The 13,482-nt window shown below is 68.4% G+C and carries 15 protein-coding genes; 8 read left to right on the top strand and 7 right to left on the bottom strand.

Features of this window, described 5'->3' with window-relative positions:
- Window positions 1-37 precede the first annotated feature (37 nt).
- Window positions 38-976 carry a signal recognition particle-docking protein FtsY gene (gene ftsY / locus LPN01_RS05240; RefSeq protein ID WP_262827311.1) on the bottom strand — a complete coding sequence of 313 codons (939 nt, stop codon included), beginning with the start codon at window positions 974-976 and terminating at the stop codon, window positions 38-40.
- Window positions 973-2,211 (bottom strand): tRNA (N(6)-L-threonylcarbamoyladenosine(37)-C(2))-methylthiotransferase MtaB, encoded by a 1,239-nt coding sequence (gene mtaB, locus LPN01_RS05235; protein WP_262827310.1) that lies wholly within the window; start codon window positions 2,209-2,211, stop codon window positions 973-975. Before mtaB ends, ftsY begins: the two co-directional genes overlap by 4 nt.
- Window positions 2,212-2,475: 264 nt before the next feature.
- Here mtaB and ffh point away from each other — a divergent pair, with 264 nt between their 5' ends.
- The 3 genes from ffh to rimM all read left to right on the top strand — a co-directional run bounded on the left by ffh (window position 2,476) and on the right by rimM (window position 5,113).
- Window positions 2,476-3,972: a signal recognition particle protein gene (gene ffh, locus LPN01_RS05230; protein ID WP_262827309.1), complete on the top strand. Its 1,497-nt coding sequence runs from the start codon at window positions 2,476-2,478 to the stop codon at window positions 3,970-3,972.
- Window positions 3,973-4,002: 30 nt separating this feature from the next.
- Window positions 4,003-4,431, top strand: coding sequence for a 30S ribosomal protein S16 (gene rpsP / locus LPN01_RS05225; RefSeq protein WP_262827308.1), 429 nt, complete (start codon window positions 4,003-4,005; stop codon window positions 4,429-4,431).
- A 169-nt stretch (window positions 4,432-4,600) separates the two neighbouring features.
- On the top strand, window positions 4,601-5,113 hold the full coding sequence (gene rimM, locus LPN01_RS05220; RefSeq protein WP_262827462.1) for a ribosome maturation factor RimM: 513 nt from the start codon (window positions 4,601-4,603) through the stop codon (window positions 5,111-5,113).
- Between the two features lie 23 nt (window positions 5,114-5,136).
- Here rimM and LPN01_RS05215 read toward each other — a convergent pair whose 3' ends face one another.
- On the bottom strand, window positions 5,137-6,066 hold the full coding sequence (locus LPN01_RS05215; protein WP_262827307.1) for an NAD(P)/FAD-dependent oxidoreductase: 930 nt from the start codon (window positions 6,064-6,066) through the stop codon (window positions 5,137-5,139).
- Between the two features lie 31 nt (window positions 6,067-6,097).
- Between LPN01_RS05215 and LPN01_RS05210 the strand changes: the two genes are divergently transcribed.
- From LPN01_RS05210 to LPN01_RS05190, 5 genes are all read left to right on the top strand, one after another.
- Complete coding sequence (locus LPN01_RS05210) at window positions 6,098-6,370, top strand: AbrB/MazE/SpoVT family DNA-binding domain-containing protein (protein WP_262827306.1); 273 nt, start codon at window positions 6,098-6,100, stop codon at window positions 6,368-6,370.
- 10 nt (window positions 6,371-6,380) lie between these two features.
- Complete coding sequence (locus LPN01_RS05205) at window positions 6,381-6,746, top strand: type II toxin-antitoxin system VapC family toxin (RefSeq protein ID WP_262827305.1); 366 nt, start codon at window positions 6,381-6,383, stop codon at window positions 6,744-6,746.
- Complete coding sequence (trmD, locus tag LPN01_RS05200) at window positions 6,743-7,477, top strand: tRNA (guanosine(37)-N1)-methyltransferase TrmD (protein ID WP_262827304.1); 735 nt, start codon at window positions 6,743-6,745, stop codon at window positions 7,475-7,477. Before LPN01_RS05205 ends, trmD begins: the two co-directional genes overlap by 4 nt.
- A complete protein-coding gene (rplS, locus tag LPN01_RS05195; protein ID WP_262827303.1) occupies window positions 7,474-7,866 on the top strand; it encodes a 50S ribosomal protein L19 in 393 nt (130 codons plus the stop codon). Before trmD ends, rplS begins: the two co-directional genes overlap by 4 nt.
- Window positions 7,867-8,034: 168 nt before the next feature.
- On the top strand, window positions 8,035-8,682 hold the full coding sequence (locus LPN01_RS05190) for a hypothetical protein (protein ID WP_262827302.1): 648 nt from the start codon (window positions 8,035-8,037) through the stop codon (window positions 8,680-8,682).
- A 21-nt stretch (window positions 8,683-8,703) separates the two neighbouring features.
- Here LPN01_RS05190 and LPN01_RS05185 read toward each other — a convergent pair whose 3' ends face one another.
- The 4 genes from LPN01_RS05185 to LPN01_RS05170 all read right to left on the bottom strand — a co-directional run bounded on the left by LPN01_RS05185 (window position 8,704) and on the right by LPN01_RS05170 (window position 13,431).
- The gene (locus LPN01_RS05185) at window positions 8,704-9,060 is read right to left on the bottom strand and encodes a VOC family protein (RefSeq protein ID WP_262827301.1); all 357 of its coding nucleotides are present in this window, start codon (window positions 9,058-9,060) and stop codon (window positions 8,704-8,706) included.
- Between the two features lie 83 nt (window positions 9,061-9,143).
- On the bottom strand, window positions 9,144-11,180 hold the full coding sequence (gene rpoD / locus LPN01_RS05180; RefSeq protein ID WP_262827300.1) for an RNA polymerase sigma factor RpoD: 2,037 nt from the start codon (window positions 11,178-11,180) through the stop codon (window positions 9,144-9,146).
- On the bottom strand, window positions 11,180-13,060 hold the full coding sequence (gene dnaG, locus LPN01_RS05175) for a DNA primase (RefSeq protein ID WP_262827299.1): 1,881 nt from the start codon (window positions 13,058-13,060) through the stop codon (window positions 11,180-11,182). The genes rpoD and dnaG overlap by 1 nt, the downstream gene beginning before the upstream one ends.
- A complete protein-coding gene (locus tag LPN01_RS05170; RefSeq protein ID WP_262827298.1) occupies window positions 13,057-13,431 on the bottom strand; it encodes an endonuclease domain-containing protein in 375 nt (124 codons plus the stop codon). Before LPN01_RS05170 ends, dnaG begins: the two co-directional genes overlap by 4 nt.
- Window positions 13,432-13,482: the final 51 nt, after the last annotated feature.

Below are 13,482 nucleotides of genomic sequence, written 5' to 3'. Positions count from 1 at the left end.
TGGTCACGAGGGGTCGGGGCGGGGGGTGCGAGGGCGGTCACTTGCGCGCGCCCTGATCGACGCCGGCGATGATCCGCGCGACCTCGTTGGCGTCGAACGGGCGCAGGTCCGTCATCCCCTCGCCGACGCCGATCGCGTGGATCGGCAGGCCGTATTTCTCCGCCGCCGCGACCAGCACGCCGCCGCGGGCGGTGCCATCGAGCTTGGTCATGACGAGGCCGGTGACGCCCGCGACCTCCTTGAACACCTCGATCTGCGACAGCGCGTTCTGGCCGGTCGTCGCGTCCAGCACGAGCACCACGTCGTGCGGCGAGGCGGGGTTGATCCGCCCCAGCACGCGGCGGATCTTGGCGAGCTCGTCCATCAGCTCGCGCTTGTTCTGGAGCCGGCCGGCGGTGTCGACGATCAGCACGTCGATGCCCGTCTCGGTCGCCTTCTTGACCGCGTCCCATACCACGCCGGCGGCATCGCCGCCCTCCGGCCCGGTGACGATCGGCACGCCGACGCGGTCGGCCCAGGTGCGCAGCTGGCCGATCGCCGCGGCGCGAAAGGTGTCGCCGGCGGCGAGCATGACGCCGTAATCCTGCTCCATCAGCAGGTGGGCGAGCTTGGCGATCGTCGTCGTCTTGCCCGATCCGTTGACGCCGATGACCAGGATCACCTGCGGCCGGGGAAAGGCGGTGACTTCGAGCGGGGTGGCGACGCGCGCCAATGCGCGCTCGACCTCCTCCGCGACGACGAGGCGGATGCCGAGTTCCTCCATGTTGCGTTCGAACGTGCCCTCGGCGAGCCGCGTCCGGATCTTGCCGGCCGTGTCGGGGCCGAGGTCGGAGGCGATCAGCGCCTCCTCGATATCGTCGAGCGTCGCGTCGTCGAGCCGTGCCCCGCCGAGGCCGGCGAGGTTGCCGACGAGGCGGTCGGACGTCTTCCTGAAGCCGCCGAGCAGGCGTTCGTGCCAGGTGGGGATGGTGCTCATGCAATCGTACCTAGAAGCTGGGTGTCGGTGGCGCCCGTGATGCGGGCAATGACGAGGGTGCCGGGTTCGCCCGCGGCGTCGAGCAGGACGTCGGCGAAATTGTCCGCATGGCCGCGGGTCCCGGGGCGTTCGAGGAGGATCGCGTGCGACGTGCCGACCGCATCGGCGAGCCATGCGGCCCTGCGCCGCGCGGCGGCGGCACGCAGTCGCTCCGCGCGGGTGCGGACGATCGCGGGATCGACCTGCGGCATGCGCGCGGCGGGCGTGCCGGCGCGCGGCGAATAGGGAAAGATATGCGCATGGACGATGTCCGCGTCGTCGATCAGCGCCAGCGTGTCCGCCGCCATCGCCGCATCCTCGGTCGGGAAACCGGCGATCAGGTCGGCGCCGATCGCGATGTCGGGCCGCGCCGCCTTCAGCCGGCGCACCGTATCGATCGCCTGCGCACGGGTGTGGCGGCGCTTCATCCGCTTCAGGATCAGGTCGTTGCCCGCCTGGAAGGACAGGTGGAGGTGCGGCATCACCCGCGGTTCGCCGGTGACCAGCTCGAAGAGCCGGTCGTCGATCTCGATCGAATCGAGCGACGACAGGCGCAGGCGACGCAGGGCGGGCACGTGTACGAGGATGCGATCGACCAGCGACCCGAGCGTCGGCGCGCCGGGCAGGTCGTGGCCGTAGCTGGTGAGATCGACGCCGGTCAGCACCACCTCGGCATGCCCCGCATCGACGAGGCCGGCGATCCGTTCGATCACCGCGCCCGCGGGCACCGACCGGCTCGGCCCGCGGCCGAACGGGATCGCGCAGAAGGTGCAGCGATGGTCGCACCCGTTCTGCACCTCGACGAAGGCGCGGGCGTGGCTGCCGAAGCTGGCGGCGAGGTGCGGTGCGGTGTCGCGCAGCGCCATGATGTCGCCGACGACGACGGGTTCGGCGCTGGCCCAGGCGGCGGGCAGCAGCTTCTCGCCATTGCCGATCACCCGGTCCACCTCCGGCATGGCGGCGAAGCTCGCGGGGTCGATCTGCGCAGCGCAGCCGGTGACGACGATCTCCGCCCCCGGGCGGGCTCTGCGCGCGCGACGGATCGCGGTGCGCGTCGCCTTCACCGCGGCGTTGGTGACCGCGCAGCTGTTGACGACGACCGTGTCCCGGCCCGCGACCAGCGTCCGTATCGTCTCGCTCTCGGCGATGTTGAGGCGGCAGCCGAGGGAAATCACCTCTGGCGCGGAAGCATGCATGGCTCGCGATTTAGGCGCGGGAGGGCGGCAAGTCCATGACGGGGTGGGGCGGGCGTGACGAGACGGGCGCGACCGCCTCTCGCCAGCCCCGCACGCGTGGCTGGAAATCCCCGAACTTGCCTTGCGCCGCACATTCCCCTACAGGCGCCGAACGTTCCACCACGGGATGCGATCGATGAAGCGCCTTCGGGTGCGCGCTGGCCGGCGAGGTTTCGCCCGCCGGCGTCGTTTGCGTTGCGCGGGGATGATGGAGGTTTCGACGCGATGTTCGACAGTCTGAGCGACCGGCTTGGCGGCGTATTCGACCGCCTTCGCGGCCGTGGCGCGCTGACCGAAGCCGATGTGCGCACGGCGATGCGCGAGGTGCGCGTCGCGCTGCTCGAGGCGGACGTCGCGTTGCCGGTCGCGCGCAGCTTCGTCGACACGGTCACCGAACAGGCGGTCGGCCAGAACGTGCTCCGCTCGGTCACCCCGGGGCAACAGGTCGTCAAGATCGTCAACGATGCGCTGATCGAGATGCTCGGCGCGGACGCGTCCGAACTCGAACTCGCGGTCGCGCCGCCGGCCGTCGTGATGATGGTCGGCCTGCAAGGCTCGGGCAAGACCACCACCACCGCCAAGATCGCGAAGCGGCTGACGACGCGCGACCGCAAGAAGGTGCTGATGGCGTCGCTCGACGTCAACCGCCCGAACGCGCAGGAACAGCTGGCGACGCTGGGGACGCAGATCGAGGTGGCGACGCTGCCGATCGTGCCGGGTCAGCAGCCGGTGGATATCGCGCGGCGCGCGCTCCAGGCGGCGAAGCTGCAGGGCTACGACGTCCTGATGCTCGACACCGCGGGCCGGCTGCACGTCGACCAGGCGCTGATGGACGAGATGAAGGCCGTTGCCGACATCGCCGTGCCGCAGGAGATCCTGCTCGTCGTCGATTCGCTGACCGGCCAGGACGCGGTCAACGTCGCGCAGAACTTTTCCGAACAGGTGCCGCTGACCGGCGTGGTGCTGACCCGGATGGATGGCGATGCGCGCGGCGGTGCGGCGCTGTCGATGCGCGCGGTGACCGGCAAGCCGATCAAGTTCGCGGGTACCGGCGAAAAGCTCGACGCGCTCGAGGCCTTCCATCCGGATCGCGTCGCCGGCCGCATCCTGGGCATGGGCGACGTCGTCAGCCTGGTCGAGCGCGCGGCCGAATCGATCCAGCAGGAAGACGCCGAGCGGATGACCGCGCGGCTCGCCAAGGGTCAGTTCGACATGAACGACCTGCGCGGCCAGCTCGCGCAGATGCGTCGCATGGGCGGCCTCGGCGCGCTTGCCGGCATGATGCCGGGGATGAAGAAGGCGCAGGGCGCGCTCGCGACCGCAGGCGGCGACAAGATGCTGATCCACATGGATGCGATGATCGGTTCGATGACGCTGAAGGAGCGGACGAAGCCCGAACTCATCAACGCCAAGCGCAAGATCCGGATCGCCAAGGGATCGGGCACCACGGTGCAGGAGATCAACAAGCTCCTGAAGATGCACCAGGAAATGTCGACCGCCATGAAGAAGATCAAGAAGATGGGCGGGTTGAAGGGCATGATGGCCATGCTCGGCAAGGGCGGCATGGGCGGTCTTGGCAATGCGCTCGGCGGTCAGGGGCTCGGCGACATGATGGAGCAGGCCGGCGGCGGCCTGCCCAAGGGTCTGCCCGGCCTCGGCGGCGGTCAGGACGGCATGCCCAAGCTGCCCCCCGGCTTCGAAAATCTTTTGAAGAAAAAGTAACAACCGACTTTAAACGAAGGACTATCTACAATGGCACTCAGCATTCGTCTGTCGCGTGGCGGCTCCAAGAAGCGTCCCTATTACCGTATCGTCGTCGCCGACGCGCGCAGCCCGCGCGACGGCAAGTTCATCGAGAAGATCGGCAACTACAACCCGCTGCTCGCCAAGGATGCGGAAAACCGCATCGTGCTCGACACCGAGCGTGCGAAGTACTGGCTCGCGAACGGCGCCCAGCCGACCGACCGCGTCGCCCGCTTCCTCGACGTCACCGGCGTGCGCGAGCGCGCTGCCCGCTCGAACCCGAACAAGGGCAAGCCCGGCGAGAAGGCGACCGAGCGCGCCGAGGAGCGTGCCGAGAAGCTGAAGGCGCAGGAAGAGGCAGCAGCGGCCGCCGCCGCCGCACCGGCAGCTGACGAGGCGCCCGCCGCCGACGCCGACGCCGAGACCACCGAGGCGTAAGCATCCCGATCGGCCATGGTGCGTTGTGAGTCTTCGCAACGAAGGAGTGCACGCGCCATGGCCATCGAACCCGATCCCCGTACCGCCCCCGACGATAGCGGGGATGGTGCGACCGACGACGCCACCAACCGTGGCGTTTCCTCCACCGATCCCGCAGAAGGTGACGACGATGCCCCCACAGGAGGCGACGGATCGCCCGAATAGATCGGGTGCCGAGCCCAGCGTGACGCTGGCGGTGGTGATCGGGGCGCACGGCATCAACGGCCAGGTGCGCCTCAAGGTCTTCGCCGAGGATTTCGGCAGCTACAAGAGCTTCAATGGCGGCACGCTGACGCTGAAGGCGTCGCAGGCGGGCAACAACGGGACGATCGCGCGCTTTGCCGAGGTCGCCGACCGCAACGCCGCCGAGGCACTCCGCGGTACCGAACTGACGGTGCCGCGCGCGGCGCTCCCGCCGCTGGCCGATGGCGAATATTATCACGCCGACCTGATGGGCCTGCCGGTCGTCTCGACCGACGGCGGCGCGCTGGGTACGGTGGTGCTCGTCGAGAATTTCGGCGCGGGCGACGTGATCGAGATCGAGCGGCCCGACGGCAAGCGGTTCATGGTGCCGATGAACGCCGACGCGGTGCCGGACTGGAACGGCGAACGCATGGTCGTGAACGCCGATTTCGTCGAATGACCGGCGCGGCCTGACCCGGCGACCTATCGCCGGATCGGTTGCCGCTCGGCGAGCAGGTTGCGGATCGTGGTGGCGGCGACGCCCGCTTCGCCCATCGCGTGGCTGATCTGGTCCAGGCCCTTCACCACGTCGCCCGCGGCGAACAGGCCGGGAACCGTGGTCCGCTGATGGTCGTCGACTTCCAGGCAGCCTTCCTCGCTCGCCCGCGCACCCGCCGCGACCGCCAGGTGCGAGCGGATGCGCGATCCCAGCGCCGGATAGACGCTGTCGAACGCCATGCGCCCGTCCGCGGTGTCGAGCGCGATGCGGTCGCCCTCGATCGCCCAGCCGCCGCAGGGCCCCTCGACCCGGACGATCCCCGCATCCTCGAGCGTGGCGACGCAGCGGTCGTCGAGGCTGTGCCGCGCCTCCGGGGCGATCAGCGTCACGTCGCGGGTGAACCCGCGCAGGAACAGGGCCTCGCGCATGCCGTGATCGCCGGTGCCGACCACCCCGACGCGCGTGTCGGTCACCTCATACCCGTCGCAGATCGGGCAATAGCGGATCAGCCCCCGCGCGAGCGCCGGGTCGTGCACCTCGGGCGGCATGTCGGGCCGGTGGTTGACCACGCCCGTCGCGAGCAGGACGGTCCGCGCGCCATAGGTGCCGCGGTCGGTGACGATCCGGAAGCCGTCGCCGTCGGGTTCGATCGCGGTGACGCGCTGCTCCTCGCGAAAGGCGCCGTATTTCGCCGCCTGCGCCTGCATCGCCGCCAACAGGTCGGTGCCCGCGATGCCTTCCGGATAGCCGGCATGGTTGCGCGTGCACGGGATCAGCGCCGCCCGGCTCGACCCGCTGTCGAACAGCCGGATCGTCAGATGGAAGCGCGCGAGATAGATCGCCGCGGTCAGCCCCGCCGGGCCGGCGCCGACGATGATGCAATCGTCTATCTGGTCTTGTCCGGCGTCGTTCATGTATATACATCCTGTGTATACGGAGGCTGGCATGGGTAACGAATATCGCGCCAAGGTGTTCAAATCGGGAAATTCCGTCGCGTTGCGCCTGCCCAAGGCGCTGGGGCTGAAGGAGGGCGACGAGATGGTGCTGCGCGAGGAGCGCGGCAGCTTCACCGTCGAGCCCGCCCGGCCCGAGCGGAAGACGATCGACCTCACGGGAATCTACGGCTCGTGCCCGGGGATGAGGCCGATCGCGCGGGATGAGCGGCTGATCGAGCCGCGGGAGCTGGATTGGGATGGAAAGCTCCTGCAACGTGACTGAACCACGGTACATGCTCGATTCGAACGTGTGCATCTATCTGCTGCAGGGCCTATCGGACGTTGCGCGAACCCGGGTCGAGCGATGTGCACCGGGCGAAGTCGTCGTGTCTGCGATCGCCTATGCGGAAGTGTTGCGGGGCATCGACGCGACGGATGCCCATGCGATGGCAGCGGCACGGGCGTTCTTTGCCGTCTGTCCTATCCTGCCGTTCGAGGCCGGCGCAGCGGACGCCTATTGTCATATCCCCTTCAGGCGTGCGCGGTTTGACCGCCTGATCGGTGCCCATGCGCTGGCGGCCGGCCTGACCGTCGTCACCAACAACGAGGGCGATTTCGCCGATATCCCCGGCCTGTCCTTGGAGAACTGGACCCGATGACCTTCGCCGCGACGATCCTGACGCTCTATCCGGAGATGTTTCCCGGACCGCTCGGTCTATCGCTCGCCGGGCGCGCGCTGCGCGAGGGCGGCTGGACGTGCGGTCCCGTGCAGATCCGTGATTTCGCCACCGACCGGCATCGCTCGGTCGACGACACGCCCGCGGGCGGCGGCGCGGGGATGGTGCTGCGCGCCGACGTGCTCGCGGCCGCGCTGGACAGCGTCGCCGACGATCGCCCCGTGCTGGCGATGACGCCGCGCGGTCGGCCGCTTACGCAGCGGCGGGTACGCGACCTTGCGGCCGGGCCGGGCGTCGTCGTCCTGTGCGGCCGGTTCGAAGGCTTCGACGAACGCATCTTCGACGGCCGCCGGATCGAGGAGGTGTCGATCGGCGACTACGTCCTGTCGGGGGGCGAGATGGGGGCGCTGGTGCTGCTGGACGCTTGCATTCGCCTGCTGCCCGGCGTAATGGGCGCGGCTTCAAGCGGTGTGGACGAGAGCTTCGAAACGGGGCTGCTCGAATATCCGCAATATACCCGACCATATGAATGGGAAGGGCGCACGATCCCCGAAGTGCTGCGATCGGGGGATCATGCGAGGATCGCGGCCTGGCGCAAGCGACAGGCCGAGACCGATACACGGCTACGGAGGCCGGACCTTTGGGAGCGCCATGAGGGCGCTCGGGTCCAGCCTCCCTCTGGCGCGCGGCACGAGAAGGACACGAAGTCATGAACCTGATCCAGACGCTCGAAGCCGAGCAGATCGAGAAGCTCACCGCCAAGCGCGCGATCCCCGAATTCCGTCCCGGCGACACGCTGAAGGTCGGCGTGAAGGTCGTCGAGGGCGAGCGCACCCGCGTCCAGAATTACGAAGGCGTGTGCATCGCGCGCTCGAACAAGGGCATGGGCTCGTCGTTCACCGTCCGCAAGATCAGCTTCGGCGAGGGCGTCGAGCGCGTCTTCCCGCTCTATTCGCCCAACATCGATTCGATCGACGTCGTCCGCAAGGGTGCCGTGCGTCGCGCCAAGCTGTATTACCTGCGTGGTCGTACCGGCAAGTCGGCGCGTATCGCCGAGCGCCGCGACACGCGTCCGGCCAAGGGCACCGTCGCCGCGGAATAATCTCCGCGACCCGTCCGGGATTGCACGAGGGGTGCGGGGAGCGATCTCCGCACCCTTTTTGCTGCTTGCTCCAGATCGTTGCGCGGGGCGCCGGCATGTGCTGTCTGTGCGTCAGGAGCAGGGGACAGCATGCGCGCGATAGGGACAGGATTGGGCGTTGCGATCGCCATGACGGCCACCGCCACCCCCGCTGCGGCGGACACGGCGCGGGACGTGCTGACGCAGGCCTCGTTCGCGGCGCGCAGCAAGGTGGCGGCGTTGCAGAGCATCGGCGAGGCGGAGCGGCTGGCGGCGGCGGCCCTCGCGCGGGCGCCCGACGATCGCGAGGCGTTGCTGATGCAGGCGACGGCGCGCAGCTATCGGGCCAAGCTGAGCGGCAGCCGGGCCGACGCGATCGCGGCGCGCAGGATGTTCGAGGCGCTGGCCACCCGTGCGCCGCACGACCCCGAACCGCAACTGGGCCTGGGCGCGTGGCATATGGGCGCGGTGTTCAAGCTCGGCGGGATGATCGGCCGTGCCGCGCTCGGCGCGCAGAAGAGCGTCGGCCTCGCCGCGCTGGACCGCGCGGTGGCGACGGGCGGCGATCGGGCGATCTACGCCGGTGTCGCGGCGCTGTTGCGGCTGGAGCAGGACGCGCATGATCCGAAGGGGCGGGCGCTTGCGGATTTCGCCAGCAAGGCGGCGACGCCGACTGCGTTCGATCGCATGATGCGGCGTTCGGCGACGTTGATCCTTGCGTCGATCCAGGCCGGCAACGCGACCGCGACCAGGGTGCTCGCCGCGCGCCTGCTGCCGTTCGGGCAGATCCCCGACTGACCGATCGGCGGACGCGGTGGGTCAGGCGGGGTCGAGGATCCGGCCGATCCGCACCAGCAGCCCGCTCGGATCGCTGACCGCGAATTCGTAGGTGCCCCATGGCTTGCGATGTGGCGCGCCACGCTCGATGATCCGGTCGCGAACGCGGTCGGCGACCGCGTCGACGTCGTCGACGTACAGGTAAAGGCCGAACGGATTGGCCTCGATATGCGGCGGCCAGCCCGGCGTCAGCGTCAGGTGCAGATGCCAGCCGCGACCGTCGGCGAGGATGCGGTATTCGCCGAAATCACCGACGACCGCGAAGCCGAGCAGGGCGTAGAACGCCACACTCGCGTCGATATCGCTGCACGGGATGATCGCTACCGCCCGATGGTCCACGATGTCGCCTCTCCGTCCTGCCCGTCCTTTGCCGATCCGGTGGGGAGGGGGCCGCGCATCTTCGCCGCGACCCCTCCGTCACCTCACTGGTCGAGGAACGAGCGCATCTTGCGGCTGCGGCTCGGGTGCTTCAGCTTGCGCAGCGCCTTCGCCTCGATCTGCCGGATGCGTTCGCGGGTCACGCTGAACTGCTGGCCGACTTCCTCCAGCGTATGATCGGTGTTCATGCCGATGCCGAAGCGCATGCGCAGCACCCGCTCCTCGCGCGGGGTCAGGCTGGCGAGGACGCGGGTGACCGTTTCCTTGAGGTTCGCCTGGATCGCCGCGTCTACCGGGATGACCGCATTCTTGTCCTCGATGAAGTCGCCGAGATGGCTGTCCTCCTCGTCGCCGATCGGCGTCTCGAGGCTGATCGGCTCCTTGGCGATCTTCATCACCTTGCGAACCTTCTCGAGCGGCATCGAGAGGCGCTCGGCCATCTCTTCCGGAGTCGGTTCGCGGCCCTGCTCGTGCAGGAACTGGCGGCTCGTGCGCACCAGCTTGTTGATCGTCTCGATCATGTGCACCGGGATGCGGATCGTCCGTGCCTGGTCGGCGATCGAGCGGGTGATCGCCTGGCGGATCCACCAGGTCGCATAGGTGCTGAACTTGTAGCCGCGGCGATACTCGAACTTGTCCACCGCCTTCATCAGGCCGATGTTGCCCTCCTGGATCAGATCCAGGAACTGCAGGCCGCGGTTGGTGTACTTCTTCGCGATAGAGATCACGAGGCGCAGGTTCGCCTCGACCATTTCCTTCTTGGCGATCCGCGCCTCGCGCTCCGCCTTCTGGACCATGTTGACGATGCGGCGGAACTCGGTGAGCGCCATGCCGGTCTGCTGCGAGATCTCGCTGATCTCGCCGCGGATGCGGTCGACCGCATCGGCCTCGTTGGTGGCGAACGCCGTCCACTTCTTGTCGAGCTTGCCGACCGATTGCAGCCAGGTGTCGTCGAGTTCGTGGCCGACGTAACGGTCGAGGAAGTCCTTGCGGCTGACCTTGTGTCGCTCGGCGAGGCGCAGCATCTGGCCGCCAAGCGCCGTCAGGCGCCGGTTGTAGGCATAGAGCTGGTCGACGAGATATTCGATCTTCGCGTTGTGGAACTGCACGCTCTCGACCTCGGCGGTCAGGTCCTCGCGCAGCTTGTGATACTTGCGCTCGTCCGACGCCGACAGCTCGCCGCCCGCGGTCATCGCATCGAGGCGCGCCTGCTGGATCTTGCTGAACTTCTTGTAGAGCGCGGTGATGTTGGCGAACCGCTCGAGCGCCTGCGGCTTGAGCGTTTCCTCCATCTGCGCGAGGCTGAGCGTGTTGTCCTCGTCCTCGTCGTCCGACGGGCGGGGGGCGCGCGGCTCGCCCGATTCGTCGTCCTCGTCGGCGGAGGCCTCTTCGGGTTCCGGCTCGTCCTTGAAGCTCGCGCCGGCGGTCTTTTCGCTGATCTCGGCCGAATCGTCGTCCTCGGCGCCCTCGACCTGCTCGGCCGACGGACCCTTGGACAGCATCGCGTCGAGATCGAGGATCTCGCGCAGCTGCATCGTGCCTTCGTTGAGCGCGGTCGACCAGTCGATGATTGCGTTGAACGTGATCGGCGATTCGCACAGGCCGAGGATCATCGTGTCCCGACCGGCCTCGATCCGCTTGGCGATCGCGATCTCGCCCTCGCGCGACAGCAGCTCGACGGCCCCCATCTCGCGCAGGTACATGCGAACCGGATCGTCGGTGCGATCGACGGTTTCCTTCTTCTTGGTCTCGAGCGCGGGCGCGGCGGTGCCGTCGCCGTCGACTTCGGGCGTTTCCGCCTCGTCGTCGTCGGCCTGTTCCTTCTCGTCGCCGTCCTCGCCGGCTTCCTCGTTCTCGACGATGTTGACGCCCATCTCGTTGAGCGCGGACATGATGTCCTCGAGCTGGTCGGAGGACATCTGGTCCTGCGGCAGCGCCTCGTTCAGCTGGTCGTAGGTGATGTAGCCACGCTTCTTGGCGCGGGCGACCAGCTTCTTGATATCGGCATCATTGAGGTCGATCAGCGGCGCGTCGGTCACATCGCCACCTTCATCGCCACCGCTACCGTTAACTTTCGCCATCAATTGCCCTCGGATCCCAACGCTCGGGCGTCTTCGTTCGACTGCACCAAATTTGCAAGCCGAAGCTCCAACGCCTGTTTCTCTTTCACCAATGCCACCTGCCGCTCGAACGCCTCGTCGGTGAAGTGCGCCTGCATCGAAGCGGTCGCCTCGCCCAGCGCCATGTCGACCTCGGGCCGCGCCACCATGATGGCGATCGCCTCGTCGAGGTCTGCTCTGGCGCGGATCGGATCTCCGCCGCTCTGCGTGAACGAATAGGGCATCGTATCGGCTCTCAGCAGGTCACCAGCGACCGAATCGAAACCGGTTCTCGCCAATATGGTACGCAAACGCGCGCTATCAAGCGCCTGATCCTCCAGTGCCACGTCCACCACCGCCTCGAACAGGCGGCCGAGCGCGCCGTCGACCAGCTTGAGGCTGCCCAGCACCTCCATGTGCCGCGCGATCTCCACCGGGTGGCGGATCAGCCCGGCGAGCACCGCCTTGGCCAGCACGCGGTCGATGCCGATCGCATGGAAGGCCTTCACGTCCTCGGTCGGTGGCGCGATCGGCTGTTTCCACTGGCCGTCGGCGCCGCGCTTGCCCTGCGGACGCGGCGCGAACGGCGTGAAGGCGCGGCGCCTGGGCGCGAAATGTTCGTAGAAGCGGTTCTTGAAGTCGCTCTCATATTCCTTGCGCACCGATGCGTCCGCGATCGTCGCGGCGAGTTCGGCGAGCCGTTGCTTCAGGCCGGCGCGCTGTTCCGGCGTATCGAGCGGGCCGGCGGCGACTTCGCTGTGCCACAGGCGGTCGACCAGCGCCTGCGGCGCCTGCAACAGCGCCTCCATCGCCGGCGCGCCACCTGCCTTGACGAGGTCGTCGGGATCCTGTCCCTGCGGCAGCGTGACGAACGACAGGCTGCGGCCGTTGCCGAGCAGCGGCAGCGCGCGCTGCGCCGCCCGCAACGCCGCCTTCTGCCCCGCGCCATCGCCGTCGAAGCACAGGATCGGCACGTCGACCATCCGCCACAGCCGTTCCAGCTGCGCCTCGGTCAGCGCGGTGCCGAGCGGGGCGACGGCTTCCTCGATCCCCGCCTGCGCCAGCGCGATCACGTCCATATAGCCTTCGACCACCAGCACCCGGGCGGCCTTGCGCGCGGCGGGCGCGGCGCGATCGAGGTTGTAGAGCGTGCGGCCCTTGTCGAAGAGCGGCGTGTCGGGGGAATTCAGATATTTGGGTTCGCCGTCGCCGATCACCCGGCCACCGAACGCGATCGTCCGGCCGCGCGCGTCGCGGATCGGGATCATCAGCCGGCTGCGGAACCGGTCGTACGGGTCCTTGCCCTCGACCTGGATCAGGAGGCCGCATTCGACCAGCGCCGGGTCGCCATAGTCCTTCAGCGCGGTCTTCAGCTTGCCGCGGCTGTCGGGCGAAAAGCCCATGCCGAACGCGCGCGCCGTGTCGGGCGCGATGCCGCGCTTCGCCAGCACGCCGCGCGCCTCGGTGCCGCCGATGCCGTTGAGCTGCTCGGTGAACCACGCCGCGGCATCCGCCATCGCATCGTGAAGGCCCTTCGCCCGCTCCGCTTTGACCGCCGATGCGCGGTCCTGCGCGGGCATGTCCATGCCGGCGGCCTGCGCCAGTTCCTTGACCGCGTCGATGAAGGGCAGGCCGCGCTGGTCGGTCATCCATCGAATCGCGTCGCCGTGCGCGGAGCAGCCGAAGCAATGGTAGAAGCCTTTGTCGTCGTTGACGTAGAAGCTGGGGGTCTTCTCGTTATGGAACGGGCAGCAGCCGCGCATCTCGCGCCCCGCCTTCTGCAACTTCGTCGTCTTGCCGACCAGCGCCGACAGCGAGGTACGGGCGCGGAGTTCGTCCAGGAACTGCGGCGAAAGGCTCATGGATTCCCCTTCCGCTCGCGGGAGGGGCCAGGGGAGGGCAAGCGCGCCAACACCGAGGCGATCGCTTCGACGACTCCGTCGGTCCGCTCCAGCACGTCGTTGTTCCAGAACCGCAGCACCGTGAAACCCAAGCCTTCCAGATAGCGCGTGCGCTCCGCGTCTTGCCCGTTGCGCCACGCATGCTGGCCGCCATCCACCTCGACGATCACCTTTGCGGATCGCGCGACGAAATCGCAGATGAAGGGGCCGACCGGCACCTGCCGGTTGAAACGGATGCCGCACATCTGGCGCGCCGACAATTGCTGCCACAGGCGACGTTCGGCGTCGGTGGCATCGTTTCGGAGTTGGCGTGCCCGCGTGCGCTGCTCCATGCCGCGGATACTGCCCTCCCCCGACCCCTCCCGCAAGCGGGAGGGGGGACG

This window comes from Sphingomonas sp. A2-49 (assembly GCF_025548555.1).
GTDB lineage: Bacteria > Pseudomonadota > Alphaproteobacteria > Sphingomonadales > Sphingomonadaceae > Sphingomonas.
This window is presented reverse-complemented; position numbering and strand designations above follow the sequence as displayed.